Genomic DNA, 19,562 nt, shown 5'->3' with positions numbered 1-19,562 from the left:
GACACTTCAGCGCAAATAGGCCAGTTCCTGGTGAGATGTCTGGTATTCAGCGAGAACCGCGCCCGCTGAATGGAACGAATCCACGAGCGGGTGGATGGCGATCGCTTCACGGGCAGCCGCGTAGTCGCCTGTCACTGCAGCCCGGACCACGAGCTGCTCCACCGCTTTCATGGCGCTCATGAGCCCCTGCTGGTGCAGTGTGGGAGCCGTCGTCGGAAGCGGGGTTGCCCCCGAGCCGTCGATCCGTGATGGCAGTTCGACGACGGCGTCAGCAGGCAACTGAGCGAGCAAGCCGCCGTTGCGCACATTGAGGATCAGCTCCGCGGGTTTACCCGTCAGCAGCGATTCCATGGCGGACAGGGCCACTCGTTCGTAGCCGCCGCCCAGCAGATCGGTTTCGTCCCGGTCCTCCCCGTCGGTCCTGGCCTCGGCAAGATAGCCTTCCTCGCGCGAGCGCCGGGCTGCGTCCCAGAGTTGCCACGGAGTGCGCTCACCCGGTGTCAACAGCTCCTCATACAAATAGCGTTGCTGGACGTCGATGAACTCCCCGCGCGTTTGCCGGGCACCGGCCATGGCCAGAGTTGCCTCGCGCTGAAAGTAGTAATAGAAAAGGTACTCATTGGGAAGACAGCCGAGCATCCGGGGCAGGTCCGGCCCAAAAATGCGTCCTTCTTCAAAAGTTGCCAGCCGCGCGGGATCAGCTAGCAGGGCAGGCAGATGATCTTTGCCGTCGTGCGTCAATCCGCGTAGCCAGCCCAGGTGGTTCAGCCCCACGTAATCCACACCAGAAAGGGAGCCCTCCTCCAGAGGAACACCCGCGGCCAACGCGGCCCGCCGCACCAACGAAATAGGCGAATCGCAGATACCAATGACCCGCTCACCCAGCAGTGGTTGCAACGCCTCCGTCACCATGCCCGCCGGGTTCGTGAAGTTGATCAACCACGCGCCCGGAGCAACGTCCGCAATGTCCCGGCCCAGCGCCAGCATCTGCGGAATCGACCGTAACGCATACGCAATGCCCCCAACGCCAGTGGTCTCCTGGCCCAGCAACCCGTGCTTCATCGCAATACGCTCATCCAACACCCGGCCCGCCGTCGAACCCGCTCGGATGGCAGCAAACACCATATCCGTGCCGTCCAGGGCTGTCCGCGCATCCGCACACGTGCTCACGGTAGGTGTGGAACCGGAGTCGGGCACCGGCATACTGGCCAACACCCGTTCCATGGCAGCTAATCGCCGCGGATCCGAATCGAACAGCGCGACGTCGGTAATCAGTCCGGCAAAACGTCCGGAAGAGAGCGCGCGGAACACCAGCGGAACGCGAAAGCCGCCGCCGCCAAGAATGGAGAGCTTCATGCAGAGTATTGTGCCGTATATGGCAAGCCCGCACCGTTTTGACCCACTCGCGGCCTCACGCGAGGACACCACATTCGACTTCGACCTGCTGCTGACCGGATCCGTATCGCTGGACATCATCTTCACCGGCCTCGACTCACTTCCCGCGCCCGGCACGGAAACGTGGGCCGGGGGCATGGGGTCCAGCCCCGGCGGCATCGCCAACCAAGCCATAGCAGCGAGCAGGCTCGGACTGCGGACCTCGCTTGCCTCGGCCTTTGGCGACGACGCGTACGGAGACTTCAACTGGGACATTCTGGAAAACCAGGAGCACGTTGATCTCTCACACTCCCGGAAATTCGAGGGTTGGCATTCGCCGGTGACGGTGTCCATGTCAGTGCACCAGGACCGCTCCATGGTCAGCCACGGGCACCCCTCGCCCGTGCCGGTCGCCCGCCTCCTGGGACGCCCGCCGCGCTGCCAGGCCGCTGTAGCAGACGTCGTACCTGAACCTGATCAGTGCTCGCTGGACTTGCACACGGCCGGAACCAAACTGTTCGGCAGCGTGGGCTGGGACTCCACCGAAACGTGGCCGCAGGCATCTCTGGACTCGCTGGACCGATTTCACGCTTTCATGCCCAACAGCGCCGAAGCCATGGCATACACCCGCACCGACGATCCGTGGCGCGCGCTCTACGCGCTCGCAGATAAGGTTCCCGTTGCCGTCGTGACGCTTGGGCATCAGGGCGCTATGGCCGTCGACTCTGTCACTGGAGAGGAGGAATGGGTTCCCACGCTGCCGGTCAACGCCTACGACCCCACGGGTGCCGGAGACTGCTTCACGGCCGCGTTCATCATGGGAGATCTCGCCGGGTGGAAATTGGCGGACAGGCTTGCCTTTGCCAATCTGTGTGCAGCATTGTCCGTCCAGGAAGTGGGCGGTTCCCTGGCCGCACCGGGTTGGGGCGACATTGCCGACTGGTGGACAGCAGCGAACCGGGGTGGCGATAAGATCCGGCGTCAATGGCTGCGTCGCTACAGCTTTCTGGAGGACATTCTTGCCGGCGTGCCGCGCGAGGCAGCACGGCGCGCCTCGGCCACGGTGGCCCGCTATTCCGACGCCGGTCCCGGCCGCGGCCTCAAGCGGTGAAACAATAGGGAGGTGACTATCTCCCCGTCAGCCGGCTATGAACGTCAGGCCATCATCGATCTCGACGCCCTGCGGCACAACGTACGGCATTTCGTCGACATCGCCCACCCAGCCAGAGTCATGGCCGTCGTCAAGGCTGACGGCTACGGTCACGGGGCGATCCAGTGCGCTCGCGCCGCTGTGGAGGCCGGTGCTGCGTGGTTGGGGGTCGCCCACCTCTCCGAGGCGCTGGAGCTCAGGGCCGCCGGCATTGACGCGCCCGTGCTGGCCTGGTTGCACACGCCGTCGAGCCCGTTCCCAGCGGCTGTCGAGGCAGGCGTGGACATCGGTGTCTCGGGATGGGAATTGGATCACGTTGTTGCTGCGGCCCGTGAACTGGAACGTCCCGCACGGGTTCACCTGAAGATCGATACCGGGCTGGGCCGCAATGGGTGCCCGCCGGAGAAGTGGGAAGCACTGGTCAGCAGTGCCATGGAACATCAGGAGGAAGGCCTTCTGCGGGTGGTTGGAATCTTCTCGCACTTCGCGGTGGCCGATGAGCCTGAACGGGAGGAAACGGATTCTCAGATTGAACGCTTCCGGGAGGCGGTTGCTGTCGCTGAGGATGCTGGAGTGGATGTGGAGGTGCGTCATATGGCCAACACTCCGGCCACCCTATCGCGGCCGGACTCACACTTTGACCTCGTGAGAGTGGGCGCCGGCATCTTTGGGCTCTCACCATTCGCCGGACAGAAATCGGCTGAACTGGGACTTCGCCCGGCCATGACCCTGAAAGCCACGGTCGCAGGCTGCAAGGAAGTTCCCGCTGGACAGGGGGTTTCCTACGGGTTGCGCTACACAACAACTGAACCCACCACTCTGGCACTGGTGCCGCTCGGATACGCGGACGGTGTGCCCAGGGCGTCCGACGGCGGACCGGTGGCCATCGACGGGAAGCGCTACCAGGTGAGCGGGCGTATTGCGATGGACCAACTGGTGGTCGACCTAAAGACCAACGGCATCGCCGATACGGAAAAGTCCGTTCTTGGGCATGACGCCGTGCTCTTCGGCGGAGGCCCGGATGATCCTGGAGCCGATGACTGGGCAGAGGCCGCCAACACCATCAACTACGAGATTGTGACCCGAATCGGGTCCCGTGTGCCGCGGATCTACGTGGGTGAAACCGAATGAGTTCCCCGGTGTGGACGGCTGAACTGGTCACTGCCGACGTCGAGCTGACGCGTGCTACTGCGGCCGAGATCGGACGTACTCTCGCTGCGGGAGATGTACTGCTGCTCACCGGCGAACTGGGGGCCGGGAAGACCACCTTCACCCAGGGGCTCGGCGTTGGTCTGGGCGTGCGCAGCGGCATCATTTCGCCAACTTTCGTGCTGGTGCGCATCCACCCCTCGATCACCGACGGGCCGCAACTGGTTCATGTTGACGCGTACCGGCTCACAAGTGCAGGCGAGATCGATGACCTGGACCTCGAATCCACCCTCGATACCTCCGTTACCGTCATCGAATGGGGGGAAGGACGCGCCGAGCACCTCTCGCCCAACAGACTCCATATCCACCTGGCGCGCCCCACGGGCGGCGAGTTACCGGATTTTGAAGCCGACGACGACGAACCACGCACCCTGCAGATCGAAGCCTTTGGACCCCGCTGGGAGGGCCAGCGGATCCAGCTCGGCTGAGCCCACGGCTAGAATGGAGCGGTGCTGATTCTCTCCCTGGACACCTCCGCTATTGCCAGCGCGGCACTGGTGAACGACGACGGCGTTCTCGTCTCATTCGCGTCCGGGGATACCCGAACCCATGCTGAGGTACTGACACCCGCCGTCCGCGACCTGCTGTTGGCAGCCGGGATCGACGGCACGGACCTGGATGCTGTGGTCACGGGCACCGGGCCAGGGCCCTTCACCGGGTTGCGCGCCGGTATCGCGACGGCAAGGACGCTCGCATTTGTCTGGAACGTGCCACTCTTTGGGCTCATGAGCTTGGAAGCAATCGCCGCGGACGCACTGACGGATGCCCGGGAACGGGGGCTCGACGAGTACGTGGTAGCAACGGACGCCCGACGCAAGGAAGTGTACTGGGCACGGTACAGCGCCATGGGGAATATCCCTAAGCTCCTCGAGGGACCAGCGGTTGCGTCGCCGCCGGAGCTTCCAGCCCTGCCCGTCTACGGAAAAGGGGCCGGGCTCTACGCGGACGCGCTGAGTGCCGTCCAAGAGTTCACCGACCTGCAGCCCTCAGCCTCGTCACTGGGGGTCGTCACGCTGGAGCGGATCCGCAACGGAACACAGTCCACGGACACCACTCCTTTGTACCTGCGCGAATCTGACGCCCAGGTCCCCGGACCCCGAAAGCGGGCACTGTCATGACCACTCGAATCCCCAGACTCCCGTACCGGGAGCTGCCGCCCACGGTGACGATGCGCGCCATGACCACCGACGACGTCGTGCCCGTCCACGTGCTGGAAAACCAGTTGTTCCCCACGGACGCATGGCCGCTGGACATGTTTTATGCAGAGCTCAAACAGCAGCAGACCCGGCACTACGTGGTGGCAGAGGAAGCCGGTGCCATCATCGGGTACGCGGGGCTGATGTGCATCCCGCCGCTGGGAGATATCCAGACCATCGCCGTCGAACCCGGACACGAGGGACAGGGCATCGGGTCCGTTCTGCTGCGCCGCCTCATTGAGGAGGCCGTAAGCAGGGGCGCCGACAGCGTGCTGTTGGAAGTGCGCGCCGATAACCCGCGGGCACAGCAGCTGTACCAGTACTTCGGCTTCGAACAAATCGACATCCGGCGGCGCTACTACCGTGGCGGGATCGACGCCATCATCATGAAGCTGGACCTATTAGAGGCAGATCATGACTGACCCCGATGGCCCTCTGATCCTCGGCATCGAATCCTCGTGCGATGAAACAGGCGTCGGCATTGTTCGTGGTCGTCAACTGCTCGCCAACGCCGTTGCCTCGTCCATGGAGGAGCACGTCCGTTTCGGTGGAGTCATCCCTGAAATCGCGTCGCGGGCGCATCTCGACGCTTTCCTGCCCACGCTGCAGCAGGCGTTGAACGATGCCAGGGTTTCCCTCGAAGACATTGACGCCATTGCCGTCACCTCAGGTCCCGGACTATCCGGTGCCCTCATGGTCGGCGTCTCGGCGGCCAAGGCTCTCGCCCTCGCCGCCGGTAAACCGCTCTACGCCATCAACCACCTCGTGGCCCACGTGGGGGTGGGGCTGCTGGATGAATCCTTCGGTGGCCGTCCGCTGCCTGAGAACCTGGGTGCGCTGCTGGTCTCTGGCGGTCACACAGAAGTGTTGAGGGTCCGCAGTATTGCCTCCGACGTCGAGTTGCTGGGGTCCACTATCGACGACGCCGCCGGCGAGGCCTATGACAAGGTGGCACGCATTCTGGGGCTCGGATATCCCGGCGGTCCTGCCATCGACAGGTTGGCACAAGAAGGCAATCCGCGTGCGGTGCGCTTCCCTCGTGGACTGACGCAGCCCAAGTACATGGGCACGGCCGAGGAACCCGGGCCGCACCGTTACGACTGGTCATTCTCCGGCCTCAAGACTGCTGTTGCCCGCTGCGTGGAACACTATGAGGCGGCCGGGGAGCCCGTCCCGGTGGCCGACGTCGCCGCGTCCTTTCAGGAGGCGGTGGTGGATGTCATCACCACCAAGGCCATTCTGGCGTGCCGAGAACATGGGATCACTTCGTTGCTGCTCGGTGGGGGAGTGGCGGCGAACTCTCGTCTGCGGGAGCTGGCACACGAGCGTTGTTCCGCGGCCGGCATCACCCTGCATATTCCGCGACCGGTTCTCTGTACTGACAACGGGGCCATGGTGGCCGCGCTCGGAGCGCAGATTGTCGCCGCCGGTGGTCAACCGAGCGGCCTGGACTTCGGAACTGATTCGTCCATGCCGGTGACCACCGTCTACCAGTAACTGTTTTACTCGGTAAGTAAAAACAATGGGGCCAAGGACAGCGGCCAACTATCCCGGTAGCGTAATGCTCATGACTAATGACACCGGCGCTGCCGACGAATACCGCGGCCTGAACGCAACCCTTTCCTCCGTCCTGGTCCGTGTGGCTGAGGACGACTGGAACAATGATTCGCCGTGCACGGGGTGGAAAGCCGTGGACGTGTTGAGGCATCTCATCTCCACGCAGCGCACTTTTCTGAATGAACGGGGAATTCCTCTAAACGAAGAGCTGCGCGTGGACAATGATCCGGTTGCGGCGTGGTCCCAGCACAGTGCCTGGGTCCAGGATCTGCTGCAGGATCCCAAGGTCAGCGACAAAGAGTACGAAGGCTACTTCGGGACGGCGAAAGTCGGGGAATCGATGCTGCGGTTCTACGGGTTCGACATGGTGGTGCACCGGTGGGATATTGCCCGGGCTGCAGGGTTCGACGACGACTTCTCCCGCGAAGAGATGAACATGCTCGAGGGTGCCATTGCGGGGTTCGGGGAGAGCCTCTACTCCAAAGGGATCTGCGAGCCCGCACTGGACGTGCCCGACACCACAGACCGGCAGACGCTGATTCTTGCGAAACTGGGACGCCACGCGGACTTCAGCCACTGAGCGCCCTGTGTTCTATCCGGGAGGGGCCCGTACGGCTCAGGCGCTGGAGCCTGCCCGCATCTGCGCAATGAGATCGCGGACCACGGCCCGTAGGTCGCCGTTGTTTTCCTTGGCGATGCGACGCTGGCGCTGGTAGCCGGCACCGTTGCGGACTATTGTTTCGACGTCGGCTAGTTCACGTGTGCAGTTCAGCTTCTGGGCGATGGGCTCGAGCCGGTTCAGCGTCTCCATGATGTGGTCTGTGACGAGTTGTTCGTTGCCGGCCGCATCGAGAATGATGATGGACTCCATGCCGTACCGGGCTGCCCGCCACTTATTCTCCTGGACGTGCCAGGGCGGCATGGTGGGAATGGTTCCGCCGGCGTCGAGCGTCTGTGAAGATTCTTCGACCAGACACTGGGTGAAGGCAGCGACGGCGCCGATTTCCTGAAGCGTGGACAGACCGTCGCAGATCCGCATTTCGACGGTGCCGAGGTTGGCTACGGGCCGGACGTCCCACCGGATCTCACTAGCGGAGTCGATGACGCCGGTGGTGAACATGTCACCGACGTACGCTTCGTAGGCTGACCAGTCCGGGAACTGGAAGGGCAGACCGGCCGTGGGCAGCTGCTGAAACATGAGCGCCCGCTGGGATGCGTAGCCGGTGTCTTCGCCACCCCAGAACGGTGAGGAGGCAGAAAGCGCCTGCAGGTGAGGGAAGTAGTTGACCAGCCCGTCGAGTACGGGCATGGCCTTGTTTCGGTTGTCCAGACCGACGTGAACGTGGACCCCGTAGATGACCATCTGCTGGCCCCACCACTGGGTACGGTCTATGAGTTTTGAATAACGTTCTTTGTCGGTGACGGGTTGGGAGCGCGGTGTCGCGAAGGGGTGCGACCCGGCAGAGAACAGTTCGATCCCCATCTTGTCTGTGACATCGCGCAGAGCAGAAACGGAACGAGCCAGATCAGCTTTGGCCTCAGAAACCGTATGGCAGACGCCGGTGACAACTTCCACCGTGTTCAGTAACAGTTCCTGCTTGATGTGCGGATGCTCATCGTCCTGCTGCAGGCCAGGATAGTTTGCGGCTACTCCGCGGAGGACCTCGTCGGCCACTGATTTGAGCTCGCCCGTGTGGGCGTCTGCTAGAGCAATCTCCCACTCAACTCCGAGTGTGGACTGTTCTGACTGGGCGAACTCAATCTTCATATGGTCTCCTGATCCGTGCGGTCAATGCCGGCTAACAAATGGTGGCTCAAACCGCTTTATCGGGGAAGGAACTCAGTTCAATGATAATGCAGGAGTGCGCCGCTCAGTCGGCTCTGGCAGGGATGGGGACAGGTTCGACGACGACGGCGATCCTCTCCTCTCCAATCCGGGTCAGTACCAGCGTGGCAGAGGCAGTGCCGCGTTTGGTCCCGCCGGGCAACAACTGCTTTCTGAGCTCCTCCGGTGTGACGGCGGTGCCGCGCTTTTTGATGTCCAAGATGCCGATGCCGTTCTCCCGAACCCAGGTGCGGAGTCGTTTGACGTTGTAGGGCAGCACGTCCAGAACCTTGTAGGCCCTGGCAAACGGTGTGTCGATCAGGGTCGGTGCGCAAATGTAGGCGATGTGTGGGTCCAACAGGTGCCCGCCGAGGCTCCGGGCGGTGTCGGCGACAAGGCCAGCCCGGATGACGGCGCCGTCGGGTTCGTACAGATACCCTTCCACGGCGCCGACGGCGACATCCTGATTCTCGGGGTCGTAATCCGTTTCAGCGGTCATCTCGGCGGCACCGGCAGGGCCAATGACCAGGGCTGCGCGCCGAATACCGGGTCGGGCGAGAGCGTTGAACCAGAGCGCCGCTTCAGTGACGTCGCCGTTGACGGACACCCATTGTGCCTCGCAGTCGGCTGGCACGGAGTCATGGGGAATGCCGGGGCCCAGCTTGACACCAACGGCCAGTCCGCGATTCGCGAGCCCCTCAACGAATGACAGTGGAGGGGAAAAGGATTCCGGGTCAAAGATTCTGGTGGTGCCTGAGGTGGACGTGGTCCGGCGTGCCGGGTCCAGCCACACGCCGTCGTGCCCTTCAAGGTCAAACTCTTCGGCGGTGCCGTTGACCACCACCGCGTCCGGCCAGGGCATGAGGTTCATGGTGGCTATTGCGGCTGTGGTCTCATCTGCCTCGACGGCTGTGACGTGCCGGTCCAGGCTCGCGAATGCCATGGAATCGGCTCCGATGCCGCAGCCCAGGTCCGCAATTTTGGTAATTCCGGCGGTCACATAGCGTTGCGCGTGGCGGGCCGCAACGGTGAAACGGGTGGCCTGTTCCAAGCCCGCCTGCGAGAAGATCATCTGGTCTGAGAACGGTCCAAACTTGGTTCGAGCCTTCATCCTCAGCCGTGCCTGGGTGAGGGCTGCGGACACCAGCTCTGGAGAGTGCCCGGCCTTGCGGAGTTTGTCGCTGACCGCCAGGCTTTCAGCTTCGACGTAGGGCCCCATCGAATTGAGCAGCTCCCAGCCCTCGGGAGTCAGGAGCGGGACGATGTTTTCGGCAGCCATGAAGCCAGCTTATGGGGACCCGTCCCTACGGCCCTAACCCGTTGCCATCCTGGAAGTGACGACGCCCGGCCGTTCAGGCGTCGACGATCTCGTCCGGTTTTACGTTCTGCTTGGCCACCGTGGCAATGCGGCCGCCCTTGAGGACCATGTCCGCCTGCCGTGGCGAGAGCCGGTGGCGCAGGGTGAGCCGTCGGTCGTCGTCCAGCGTGGCGGTCATCTCGTGGTTGTTCTTCAGTTGTTCGTGGATACCCTCGAAACTCAGGACGCTTCCCTTTGAGACGGCGTCGTAGTCTGCCGGATCGGTGAACTCAAGGGCGAGCACACCGAAGTTTGCGAGGTTCTGCCAGTGAATCCGTGCAAAGGACTTCGCGACGACGATGCGCAGGCCAAGGTAACGCGGAGCGATGACGGCGTGTTCGCGGGAGCTACCCTGACCGTAGTTCTCACCCGCAATGAGCATGTGTCCACCCTCCGCCTCCTTGGCGCGCGTGGCGTAGGTTTTGTCCACCTGGGTGAAGAGGAAATCGGAGATACTGGGGATGTTGCTGCGGTAGGGCAGTACGCGGGCTCCGGCAGGCAGGATTTCGTCGGTCGAGATGTTGTCGCCCATTTTCAGGAGGACAGGGAGCTCGATCTTGTCCGGAAGTGGGTCAAACTCCGGCAGCGAGGCGATGTTGGAGCCCTTGACCAGCTCAACATGGGAGGCCTCTTCAGGAGGAAGTGGCTCGAGCAGCATCGCTGTGTTGATGCTGGGTTCGGAGGGCAGCGCCGGCCGCGGGTAGTCCATGTCCAGGTCCCGTGGATCCGTGATCACCCCGGTCAGCGCAGCTGCAGCAGCTGTTTCCGGAGAGCACAGCCAGACGGCGTCCTCATCCGTTCCGGACCGGCCGGGAAAGTTGCGTGGCACGGTGCGCAGACTGTTGCGCCCGGTGGCTGGTGCCTGACCCATCCCGATACACCCCATGCAGCCGGACTGATGAATTCTGGCACCTGCGGAGATGAGATCGAACAGCCATCCGCCCTTCGAGAGGTCCTCAAGGATTTCGCGCGACGTCGGGTTGATGTCCACTGACACCGCTTGGTGTCCCTGCCTGCCCTTGAGGATTTCGGCGACGACGGCGAAGTCCCGCAGACCCGGATTGGCAGAGGACCCGACGACGACCTGATAGACCTCTGCGCCGGCGACTTCCCGGACGGGAACTACGTTGCCGGGAGAGGACGGTTTGGCAATGAGCGGCTCCAAAGTGGAGAGGTCAATCGTCTCTTCGACGTCGTAGGTGGCGCCGTCGTCGGCCAGAATTTCTGCGAAATCTTCTGCGCGTCCGGCCCCTGTGAGGAATCTGAGCACTTCCTCATCGCTGGGGAACACGCTGGTGGTTGCGCCCAGCTCGGCGCCCATGTTCGCGATGACGTGCCGGTCCATAGCGGTAAGTCCAGCCAGCCCGGGACCGTGATACTCGATGATCCGTCCCACGCCGCCCTTGACGTTGTGACGCCGTAGCATTTCCAGGATGATGTCCTTGGCGGAGACCCAATCTGGTAATTCGCCGGTCAGTTCCACACCCCAGATCTCGGGCATGGCTACGTACAGCGGTTCACCGGCCATGGCCATGGCAACTTCCAGACCTCCGACGCCGATGGCGAGCATGCCGATGGCGCCCGCAGCGCAGGTGTGCGAGTCAGAGCCCACCATGATGGCGCCCGGGCGCCCGAAGCGTGCTTGGTGGACAGGGTGCGAGACACCATTACCCGGCTTCGAGAACCACAGGCCGTACCGTTGCGCTGCAGACTGCAGAAACAGGTGGTCTTCCGGGTTTTTCTCATCCGTCTGGAGCAGGTTATGGTCAACATATTGGGCAGAGAGTTCGGTCTGGACGCGCTCGATTCCCATGGCTTCGAGTTCGAGCATGACCATGGTGCCCGTGGCGTCCTGCGTCAATGTTTGATCGATTCTCAGCCCGATCTCAGTGCCGGGCGTCATCTCCCCGTCCACCAGATGCTCGCTGATGATCTTCTGGGTCACATTCTGCGGCGTTGACGGTCCCATGGCTACCTTCCGGTTGAGGGCTATCGCTATGCCCCCATGCTAGGTCGTTACTGCCGCTGGTGGCCAGAGGTCGGTGCAAAGACAGCCACGCTTTTGGCACTCGTCTTGACCGAGTGCTAACCGGGGCATAAAGTCTGTATTAGCACTCTCGACCTGAGGTGCTAATTGTCTGGGTAGCGTGATCCGGCACCGCGACGACGGTTTGCGCGCTCCATCCCAGACCCTGAAACCATTGGTAACTCATGCAAAGGAGAGCCGAGTGTCGGTCTCTATTAAGCCTCTTGAGGATCGCGTTGTTGTCCGTCCGCTCGAAGCCGAGCAGACCACAGCGTCTGGTCTCGTCATTCCGGACACTGCCAAGGAAAAGCCCCAGGAGGGCGAAGTTGTTGCAGTAGGCCCAGGCCGCGTTGATGACAACGGCAACCGTGTTCCCATCGATGTTGCCGTCGGCGACGTCGTTATCTACTCGAAGTACGGCGGAACCGAGATCAAGTCCGGCGGCGAGGAATTCCTCGTATTGTCCGCCCGCGACGTCCTGGCGATCGTCGAAAAGTAGAACTTCTTCAGGTGCCCTGTACCGCAAGCACATCCGGCAATACTGCCGGCAATGTAGCGGTGCAGGGCATCTTTCGCTGAAAGGACTTTCATCATGGCAAAGCAATTGGAGTTCAACGACGCCGCCCGCAAGGCTCTAGAAGCCGGTGTGGACAAGCTGGCGGACACCGTTAAGGTGACCCTCGGCCCGCGCGGACGAAACGTTGTACTGGACAAGAAGTGGGGCGCACCCACCATCACGAACGACGGCGTCACCATCGCCCGTGAGATCGAGCTCGATGACCCGTACGAAAACCTCGGCGCGCAGCTGGCCAAGGAAGTCGCTACCAAGACCAACGACGTCGCTGGCGACGGAACCACCACCGCCACCGTGCTCGCACAGGCTCTGGTCAAGGAAGGCCTGCGCAACGTTGCCGCAGGCGCGGCGCCCAGCGCGTTGAAGCGTGGCATCGAAGTATCGGTCGAGGCCGTAGCACAACGTCTATTGGAAAATGCCCGCGAGGTGCAGGGCGAACAGACCGCCAGCGTTGCGGCGATCTCCGCTCAGAGCACAGAGGTCGGCGAGCTGTTGGCCGAGGCTTTCGAAAAGGTCGGCAAGGATGGTGTCATCACCATCGAGGAGTCCTCGACGACGCAGACCGAACTGGTTCTCACCGAGGGCATGCAGTTCGACAAGGGCTACCTTTCGCCGTACTTCGTCACGGACGCAGAGCGCCAGGAAGCCGTCCTCGAAGACGCGATGATCCTGGTCAACTCAGGCAAAATCTCCACAGTTCAGGAATTCCTGCCGCTGCTGGAGAAGGTGTTGCAGGCCGGCAAACCCCTGTTCATCATTTCTGAGGACGTCGAGGGTGAAGCTCTATCCACGCTCGTCGTAAACAAGATTCGTGGAACGCTGAACGCGGTCGCCGTGAAGGCGCCAGGCTTCGGTGATCGGCGCAAGGCCATGCTGCAGGACATCGCAGTGCTGACCGGCGCGCAGGTTGTTTCCCCGGACCTTGGCCTCAAGCTGGACCAGGTGGGCATGGAGGTCCTGGGCTCAGCCCGCCGGATCACCATCACCAAGGACAGCACCACCATTGTCGACGGTGCAGGCTCCGAACAGGACGTCGCGGACCGCGTGTCTCAGTTGCGTTCCGAGGTTGAGCGCACGGACTCAGACTGGGACCGTGAGAAACTGCAGGAACGCCTGGCCAAGCTGGCTGGCGGAGTTGGTGTCATCAAGGTTGGCGCAGCCACCGAGGTGGAGCTCAAGGAGAAGAAGCACCGCATCGAAGACGCTGTCTCCTCCACGCGCGCAGCGCTAGAAGAGGGCATCGTCGCTGGCGGCGGTTCAGCACTCATTCACGCTGCGAAGGCGCTGGAAGAGGATGCGAACGTCTTGGCGCTTGAGGGCGATGCAGCAACCGCCGTCGGCCTGGTCCGCCGCGCACTGGTGCAGCCGTTGCGCTGGATCGCGGAGAACGCCGGTCATGAAGGCTACGTTGTGGTGAGCAAGGTCGGCGAACTCGAAACCGGACACGGTTTCAACGCCGTCACCGGCGAGTACGAAGACCTTGTCGCAGCCGGCATCATCGACCCGGTCAAGGTCACCCGGTCGGCATTGCGCAACGCGGCTTCCATCGCCGCGCTGGTTCTGACAACCGAAACACTGGTTGTCGAGAAGCCGGAAGAGGACGACGACCACGGTCACCAGCACTAACGACCAACGTCACGACGCGAAAAGCACCTCCGCATTGAGCGGGGGTGCTTTTCGCGTGTAACGGTTGAATTTCACGTTCAGCTATGGATCTGGTCTGTCCGGTAAGATGGCCCGGTACGTTTTCTCCCCGGAAGGTTCACATAGGTGCCGAGCGCCCAGATTGCTGCTATAAGCAGGGACAGTTCCTCGCCAACTGTGCCCAGACGTCAAGACCCGAAGGTGTACCGGCCGGAAGTTCAGGGCCTCCGGGCGCTCGCCGTCCTCATGGTGGTGGTCTATCACGTATGGCTTGGCCGGGTGTCCGGGGGTGTGGACATTTTCCTCCTCATCTCCTCGTTTCTGTTGACGCTTTCCTTCACACGAAAACTCGAAACCGGGAAGGCTCTGGACCTCCCTGGCTATTGGGTTCATGTATTCAAACGACTGCTGCCCATGGCGGCGCTAACCATCCTCGTTACTCTGGCGGCAGTGTTCACTTTCGTGCCCGCAACCCGGTGGTCAACAATTCTCGATCAAGCATGGGCGTCTCTGTTCTACTTCCAGAACTGGGTCCTGGCGTTTGGTTCTGTGGATTATTACGCAACGGACCACAGTGGAGCCAGCCCCTTGCAACACTTTTGGTCACTGTCCATCCAGGGGCAGGTATTCATTCTCTGGCCGCTGTTGTTCGCCCTGGCTGGATTGCTCTGCAGCCGAACGCTGTTGAGGGTCCGCCCTACGTTGATCGTGCTTTTTGGATCCGTGTTCGCGGTGTCGCTGGCCTTCTCCGTTGTGCAAACGTATACAAATCAGGGCTTTGCCTACTTCGATACCCGCACGAGGCTATGGGAATTCGCTCTTGGATCTCTGATCGCATTGTTTCTCCCGTACCTCAAGCCAGGGCGCAGCGCGCGCGTATTTCTCGGTTGGATCGGCATCGCGGCGATGCTCAGCGTGGGTATCGTGCTGCAGGTGGAACAGCAGTTCCCCGGCTACATCGCGCTCTGGCCCACGCTGGCAGCAGCAGCGATCATCGTGGCTGGTCAAACGGATAGCCGCTGGGGAGCGGACCGGCTACTGTCGTGGAAGCCACTAGTGAAACTCGGTGATTCTTCCTACGCCTTGTATCTCATTCATTGGCCCATTCTGGTGATTTACCTTATCTTCAGGGACCGCGAAATGGCCGGTCCCATCTCGGGAGCTTTCATCATTGTCTTCTCAGTGATCTGGGCAGTTCTCGTCACCAAATGGATCGACACCCCTATCCGGAATCTGAAGTGGGCGGAGGAGAAGCGACTCCGCGCCGGCATCGTCATAGCGTTGAGCGTTCTCTTGGTGGCAGTGCCCGTCGCAACCTGGCAAAGCCAGCTGCGCGCGGCCGCCGCAGAAGCAGCCACCCGCGTCGACATCGATAACCCGGGTGCAACTGTCTTGGGCAAGGGGTTTGAATTTAAAGGCAATCCCGAGGCCCCGGTGCTTCCTTTGCCCACAGCCATCGACGCGGAATGGGTTTGGCTAGACCAGAAATGCGCTGGAATTTTTGACGCCTCCGAGTATGGGCTGCTTCAGGACGGGTGCACCCAGACTCCTCTGGCGGAGAATCCCGACAAGCTTGCCGTGGTCGTCGGCGCATCGCACCCTCAGCAGTGGGTCGCAGCTATCGAAGTGCTTGCCGCTGAGCAAAACTGGCAGCTGGTGGTCCTCCGGAAGGGCCAGTGCCCGTTTGGAGCCCCGATCGGCGAACAGTTTGAGGGTTGCGAGGATTGGAATGGCGATGCCCTGCGCTACCTGGACGTTATAAACCCGGACATGGTTTTCACGGTGTCGTCGTCCTCGCATCACACCCGGACAGAGGATTTGCTGGTACCCGGATATGAGAAAGCCGCAGTGCAGATCATGGATGACGGAGCAGACGTTATCGCCATCAGGGACAATCCCCGTTTCGGGGTCAACATCCCCGAATGTGTTGAAACCAACGGTGTTGAGGATCCGGCGTGCACCTTCCGGCTCGAGGACAAGCTCGCGGACGTCAACCCTGCAGCTTCACTGGGCGAGCGGTACGAAAAACTGCACGTCATCGATATGACAGACCGCATTTGTGTTGACGGGCTCTGCCCGCCGGTGATCGGAAACGTGATGGTTTACATGGATGATAATCACCTCGGAGCCACATATATCCGCAGCATGACGGAGGAATTCTCCGATCGCCTATTCGATTCCACGGGCTGGAAGCGTTAGTGTCCGTCACGGTCAGAGAGCCCACCACGGGTACGCCATCACGCCAACCGGTCAAAACTTACCGCCCAGAACTCCAGGGTCTCCGGGCGCTCGCCGTCCTCATGGTGGTGGTCTATCACGTATGGCTTGGCCGGGTTTCCGGGGGAGTGGACATCTTCCTTCTGGTGTCGGCGTTCCTGTTGACCGGCTCATTCGTCCGCAAAGTTGAGGGCGGTAAGCCGCTGCACCTCGTGAAGTACTGGCTTCACCTGTTCAAGCGGCTCCTGCCGGGCGTCGTCGTCGTACTGCTGGCCATCCTCGTAGCCACTGCGCTGTTGCTGCCGCGGACGCAGTGGGAAGAGGTTTTCAGCCAGACATGGGCGTCTCTTTTCTACTTCCAGAACTGGGAACTCGCTGCCAGCTCGGTGGATTACTACGCCACAGATCACAGTGCCGCCAGCCCACTACAACACTTCTGGTCGCTGTCTATCCAGGGCCAGGTGTTCATTCTGTGGCCGTTGCTGTTTGCTGGTTCGGCTGTGGTGTCGCGGTTCCTGAAAACCCGCTTCCGCACCGTGCTCACCGTCGTGTTCTCAACTCTCTTCGCCGCGTCGCTGGCGTTCTCGGCCTGGGAGACGGCAACTAATCAGACCTTCGCCTACTTCGACACGCGCACTCGCCTGTGGGAATTTGCCCTCGGCTCGCTATTGGCGCTGACACTGCCATACCTGAATTTCAACAGGGTGCTCAGGGTGATCCTGGGTTGGGTGGGCTTTGTAGGGATGCTCAGCTGTGGGATTGTCCTTCAGGTGGAGGCGGAGTTCCCTGGTTACATCGCGCTGTGGCCGCTTCTCTCCGCCGCCTGCATCATGGTAGCGGGCCAATCTGGAAGCCGCTTCGGCGTGGATCGCGTCCTCACCTTCAAACCTCTGGTGCGGATGGGCGATAACTCTTACGCTCTGTATCTGTGGCACTGGCCCTTGCTTGTGTTCTGGCTCGTGTACTCCGAGCAGAGCGCGGCCGGGTTCATGGACGGCGCCGTCCTCATTGGCGTGTCCATACTTCTGGCCATCCTCACCACACGCCTGGTCGAAACTCCTGTGCGCAGCTGGACATGGGCATCAACCCGCCGTCACCGGATGGGCATCGTCGTGGCAGTCAGTGTGGCCCTGGTTGCCGCACCCCTGTCGGGTTGGCAGTATCAGGTCAACGCCGAGGAGCAGGCCGTTGCGTCACAGTCTTCCGAGGACAACCCGGGAGCGGCGGCGCTGGAACCGGGCTTTGAATACCTGGGAACTCCGGATGCTGCGCTCAAGCCGTTGATCAGCAACATGGGCGGAGAGTGGGCCGACTACGACGGCGAGTGCAAAGGTATCTGGGAGCCCACCAACCCGGTCCTTGAGTCCTGCGACTATATGGGGAACCCAGATACAGCCACCCGCACCATCGTTGCGCTGGGAGACTCCCACACGCAGCAATGGATGTCGGCGATGGGACCGGTTGCCCGTGCCAACAACTGGCTCGTCATCCTCATCCACAAGCCGGGCTGCCGCTATGCCGCGCCAACTCCCGAGAGCACACCGGAGTGCAACGAGTTCAACGAAGCCAGCAAGGCCTATGTCATGGAGCGCACGCCGGACGCCGTCTTCACCGTCGCTACCCGAACCGAACACAGCTCACCGGAGGAAACACTCGTTGAGGGCTATGAGGAGGGCGTTCAGGGTTTCCTGGACGCCGGGATCAGCGTTGTCGGTATCCGAGACAACCCTCGGTTCGAGTTCCCGATGCCCGAATGCCTGGAGACCAACGGAGTCGATTCACCGGAATGCAACCTCCCACGTTCGCAGGTTCTAGCCGAGGAATCCCCGCTTGTCGCCCTGGGTGCTTCCATGCCCAAGGTTGGAACCATGGATATGTCGGACAAGTTCTGCATTGACGATATCTGCCCGGGTGCTATTGGCAACGTGTACGTCTATATGGATCTCGATCACTTGACCCAGTCGTATCTGGAAACCATGTTGGATGACTTCGGTGCCCGTTTCGGCCAGGCAACAGGTTGGGCGAGCGTGGCCAAGATCCCGGTGCCCTGAAGCACCGGAACCGCAGTTATCAGGGCCGCCCCATTGCTTTAATGTTCCAGCCAGCACCTCGCCAGGTGTCGAGGTCCAAAGCATTGCGACCATCAAGAACATACTTTCCGTCGACCAGCTGGCCGGCTGCCCACGGGTCCAGCTGGGTGTAGTGCTCCCATTGGGTCAGCAACACCACGGGAAGTATTCACCAAACTACTCAACGACGATGTTGCTACCACCGCTTGACACCAAGCCGCGTTGCCGTTTTTTCATAGCTGCACTCCCTGCAGTATTTTCGTCAGTACTGAATCCCAACTGTGGCTGTCGACGGCGTCCTGCCGTGCTGCCGCGGCCAGAGTGTGCCGAAGGTCCGGGTCTGCGGCCAGGGTGTCAACGGCATCTCGGAGCGCCGTTGGATTTGAGGGCTCAACCAGAATTCCTGTGCTCTGGTCCTTGAGGATGTGGGGAATCTGTCCCACCCGGGAGGAGACGACGGCCAAACCGGCGGCGCAGTATTCAAAGATTTTAAAGGGTGAGAAGTATTGCTGTTCCTCGCGGTCCGTTGCTGGATAAGGGGCCACTGCGATGGAGCATTCGGCCAGCGCCGCGGGGATGCGTTCTGGAGCGAGCGCGCCGGTGAATTCGACGTCAACAGCCAGCTCCCGGGCAAGCGTGCGTAGCGGCTCAGCTTCAGGGCCGTCACCGATGATTCGGAGCTGCCAGTCTTGCCGCGCCTGCGCCGCCGCTTCGATGAGCACGTCTACTCCGTGCCACGGTTTCAACGTGCCGACAAAGACGACGACGGGGCGCTCGCCGCGTTCTGCCGCGGACCGGATCCGTGAGACGTTCACCCCGTTGGGCGCCACCAGAGTACGGTCTTCGGCTAGTGGGGCCAGTTCTTGTGCCCATTGGGCGACGGGTTCCGATACACAAGCGATGCGGGAGGCGGCGGCCGCCTGCTGCCGGAGGATGTCCACGGCGCGGTCTTCATCGTGCAGGCTGTGGTAGAGCCGTTGTTCAGCGATCAGTGGAGCGTTGACTTCCAGGATGCCGGGAACGCCCGCCTCCGAGACGATGATGCTCAGCGCCGTGCTGAAGAGTGAGTAACGTTCGTACACGAGATCGATGCCGTCGGCGAGGGCTGCCGCGGCCAGATATTCTGCGGCCTCGTACTGAGCTTGCTCGCGTTCTTCGGCCCTGACAATCGGCACCTGGTGTTCGGTGAGGGGAACGTCAGCGAGATCGGCGGGAACGTCCTCGCCCCGTCGGGTGCAGTACAGGCGTAGATCGTCTCCGTGGGCGCGCCAGGCGCGCACGATCTCCTGAATGTGAACTGAGGCCCCTTTGGTTCCGAAGACTGGGATTCCGGGGTCGGCGCAGATGTAGGCGACGCGCATCGG

Annotated in this window: 17 protein-coding genes; 11 read left to right on the top strand and 6 right to left on the bottom strand. The window is 61.9% G+C overall.

Going from position 1 to position 19,562, the window contains the following annotated elements; all coding sequences use genetic code 11:
• Positions 1 to 6: 6 nt before the first annotated feature.
• The gene (locus tag JOE65_RS12420) at positions 7 to 1,356 is read right to left on the bottom strand and encodes a 6-phospho-beta-glucosidase (RefSeq protein WP_205163487.1); all 1,350 of its coding nucleotides are present in this window, start codon (positions 1,354 to 1,356) and stop codon (positions 7 to 9) included.
• On the opposite strand from JOE65_RS12420, the gene JOE65_RS12415 reads away from it, so the two are divergent.
• From JOE65_RS12415 to JOE65_RS12385, 7 genes are all read left to right on the top strand, one after another.
• Positions 1,355 to 2,485 (top strand): carbohydrate kinase family protein, encoded by a 1,131-nt coding sequence (locus JOE65_RS12415; protein WP_239536712.1) that lies wholly within the window; start codon positions 1,355 to 1,357, stop codon positions 2,483 to 2,485. The two genes, JOE65_RS12420 and JOE65_RS12415, sit on opposite strands and share 2 nt — an antisense overlap.
• 12 nt (positions 2,486 to 2,497) lie before the next feature.
• Positions 2,498 to 3,655 (top strand): alanine racemase, encoded by a 1,158-nt coding sequence (gene alr / locus JOE65_RS12410; RefSeq protein ID WP_205163486.1) that lies wholly within the window; start codon positions 2,498 to 2,500, stop codon positions 3,653 to 3,655.
• Entirely contained in the window at positions 3,652 to 4,161 is a 510-nt protein-coding gene (gene tsaE / locus JOE65_RS12405) for a tRNA (adenosine(37)-N6)-threonylcarbamoyltransferase complex ATPase subunit type 1 TsaE (protein ID WP_205163485.1), read from the top strand. Before alr ends, tsaE begins: the two co-directional genes overlap by 4 nt.
• A gap of 21 nt (positions 4,162 to 4,182) precedes the next feature.
• Positions 4,183 to 4,851, top strand: a complete 669-nt coding sequence (tsaB, locus tag JOE65_RS12400) for a tRNA (adenosine(37)-N6)-threonylcarbamoyltransferase complex dimerization subunit type 1 TsaB (RefSeq protein ID WP_205163484.1) — start codon at positions 4,183 to 4,185, stop codon at positions 4,849 to 4,851.
• Complete coding sequence (gene rimI / locus JOE65_RS12395) at positions 4,848 to 5,351, top strand: ribosomal protein S18-alanine N-acetyltransferase (protein WP_205163483.1); 504 nt, start codon at positions 4,848 to 4,850, stop codon at positions 5,349 to 5,351. Before tsaB ends, rimI begins: the two co-directional genes overlap by 4 nt.
• Positions 5,344 to 6,426, top strand: coding sequence for a tRNA (adenosine(37)-N6)-threonylcarbamoyltransferase complex transferase subunit TsaD (gene tsaD / locus JOE65_RS12390; protein WP_205163482.1), 1,083 nt, complete (start codon positions 5,344 to 5,346; stop codon positions 6,424 to 6,426). The genes rimI and tsaD overlap by 8 nt, the downstream gene beginning before the upstream one ends.
• A gap of 70 nt (positions 6,427 to 6,496) precedes the next feature.
• Entirely contained in the window at positions 6,497 to 7,066 is a 570-nt protein-coding gene (locus JOE65_RS12385) for a maleylpyruvate isomerase family mycothiol-dependent enzyme (RefSeq protein WP_205163481.1), read from the top strand.
• A 36-nt stretch (positions 7,067 to 7,102) separates the two neighbouring features.
• On the opposite strand, the gene JOE65_RS12380 is transcribed toward JOE65_RS12385, so the two are convergent.
• From JOE65_RS12380 to JOE65_RS12370, 3 genes are all read right to left on the bottom strand, one after another.
• Entirely contained in the window at positions 7,103 to 8,254 is a 1,152-nt protein-coding gene (locus tag JOE65_RS12380; protein WP_205163480.1) for a glutamate--cysteine ligase, read from the bottom strand.
• 103 nt (positions 8,255 to 8,357) lie between these two features.
• Positions 8,358 to 9,590, bottom strand: a complete 1,233-nt coding sequence (locus tag JOE65_RS12375; RefSeq protein WP_205163479.1) for a THUMP-like domain-containing protein — start codon at positions 9,588 to 9,590, stop codon at positions 8,358 to 8,360.
• A gap of 73 nt (positions 9,591 to 9,663) precedes the next feature.
• The gene (locus tag JOE65_RS12370; protein WP_205163478.1) at positions 9,664 to 11,637 is read right to left on the bottom strand and encodes an aconitate hydratase; all 1,974 of its coding nucleotides are present in this window, start codon (positions 11,635 to 11,637) and stop codon (positions 9,664 to 9,666) included.
• Positions 11,638 to 11,869: 232 nt separating this feature from the next.
• Between JOE65_RS12370 and groES the strand changes: the two genes are divergently transcribed.
• The 4 genes from groES (at position 11,870) to JOE65_RS12350 (ending at position 18,180) form a co-directional block, all read left to right on the top strand.
• Positions 11,870 to 12,193 (top strand): co-chaperone GroES, encoded by a 324-nt coding sequence (groES, locus tag JOE65_RS12365; RefSeq protein WP_275587559.1) that lies wholly within the window; start codon positions 11,870 to 11,872, stop codon positions 12,191 to 12,193.
• Between the two features lie 93 nt (positions 12,194 to 12,286).
• On the top strand, positions 12,287 to 13,894 hold the full coding sequence (gene groL / locus JOE65_RS12360; RefSeq protein ID WP_205163476.1) for a chaperonin GroEL: 1,608 nt from the start codon (positions 12,287 to 12,289) through the stop codon (positions 13,892 to 13,894).
• Positions 13,895 to 14,038: 144 nt separating this feature from the next.
• Positions 14,039 to 16,111 (top strand): acyltransferase family protein, encoded by a 2,073-nt coding sequence (locus JOE65_RS15550; RefSeq protein WP_338021641.1) that lies wholly within the window; start codon positions 14,039 to 14,041, stop codon positions 16,109 to 16,111.
• Entirely contained in the window at positions 16,111 to 18,180 is a 2,070-nt protein-coding gene (locus tag JOE65_RS12350; protein WP_338021640.1) for an acyltransferase family protein, read from the top strand. The genes JOE65_RS15550 and JOE65_RS12350 overlap by 1 nt, the downstream gene beginning before the upstream one ends.
• Positions 18,181 to 18,199: 19 nt before the next feature.
• Here the strand turns inward: JOE65_RS12350 and JOE65_RS12345 are convergent, their stop codons facing one another.
• Complete coding sequence (locus tag JOE65_RS12345) at positions 18,200 to 18,358, bottom strand: hypothetical protein (RefSeq protein WP_205163475.1); 159 nt, start codon at positions 18,356 to 18,358, stop codon at positions 18,200 to 18,202.
• Positions 18,359 to 18,431: 73 nt separating this feature from the next.
• Positions 18,432 to 19,559: a glycosyltransferase family 4 protein gene (locus tag JOE65_RS15215; protein WP_239536711.1), complete on the bottom strand. Its 1,128-nt coding sequence runs from the start codon at positions 19,557 to 19,559 to the stop codon at positions 18,432 to 18,434.
• Positions 19,560 to 19,562: the final 3 nt, after the last annotated feature.

The sequence above is a fragment of the Arthrobacter roseus genome (assembly GCF_016907875.1).
Taxonomy (GTDB): domain Bacteria; phylum Actinomycetota; class Actinomycetes; order Actinomycetales; family Micrococcaceae; genus Arthrobacter_J; species Arthrobacter_J roseus.
This window is presented reverse-complemented; position numbering and strand designations above follow the sequence as displayed.

Bases quoted from the DNA above. Each gene is read 5' to 3' on its own strand.
- JOE65_RS12415 (WP_239536712.1), top strand. From the start codon at position 1,355: ATGCAGAGTATTGTGCCGTATATGGCAAGCCCGCACCGTTTTGACCCA.
- JOE65_RS12420 (WP_205163487.1), bottom strand. From the start codon at position 1,356: ATGAAGCTCTCCATTCTTGGCGGCGGCGGCTTTCGCGTTCCGCTGGTG.
- tsaE (WP_205163485.1), top strand. From the start codon at position 3,652: ATGAGTTCCCCGGTGTGGACGGCTGAACTGGTCACTGCCGACGTCGAG.
- rimI (WP_205163483.1), top strand. From the start codon at position 4,848: ATGACCACTCGAATCCCCAGACTCCCGTACCGGGAGCTGCCGCCCACG.
- tsaD (WP_205163482.1), top strand. From the start codon at position 5,344: ATGACTGACCCCGATGGCCCTCTGATCCTCGGCATCGAATCCTCGTGC.
- JOE65_RS12385 (WP_205163481.1), top strand. From the start codon at position 6,497: ATGACTAATGACACCGGCGCTGCCGACGAATACCGCGGCCTGAACGCA.
- JOE65_RS12380 (WP_205163480.1), bottom strand. From the start codon at position 8,254: ATGAAGATTGAGTTCGCCCAGTCAGAACAGTCCACACTCGGAGTTGAG.
- JOE65_RS12375 (WP_205163479.1), bottom strand. From the start codon at position 9,590: ATGGCTGCCGAAAACATCGTCCCGCTCCTGACTCCCGAGGGCTGGGAG.
- JOE65_RS12370 (WP_205163478.1), bottom strand. From the start codon at position 11,637: ATGGGACCGTCAACGCCGCAGAATGTGACCCAGAAGATCATCAGCGAG.
- groL (WP_205163476.1), top strand. From the start codon at position 12,287: ATGGCAAAGCAATTGGAGTTCAACGACGCCGCCCGCAAGGCTCTAGAA.
- JOE65_RS15215 (WP_239536711.1), bottom strand. From the start codon at position 19,559: ATGCGCGTCGCCTACATCTGCGCCGACCCCGGAATCCCAGTCTTCGGA.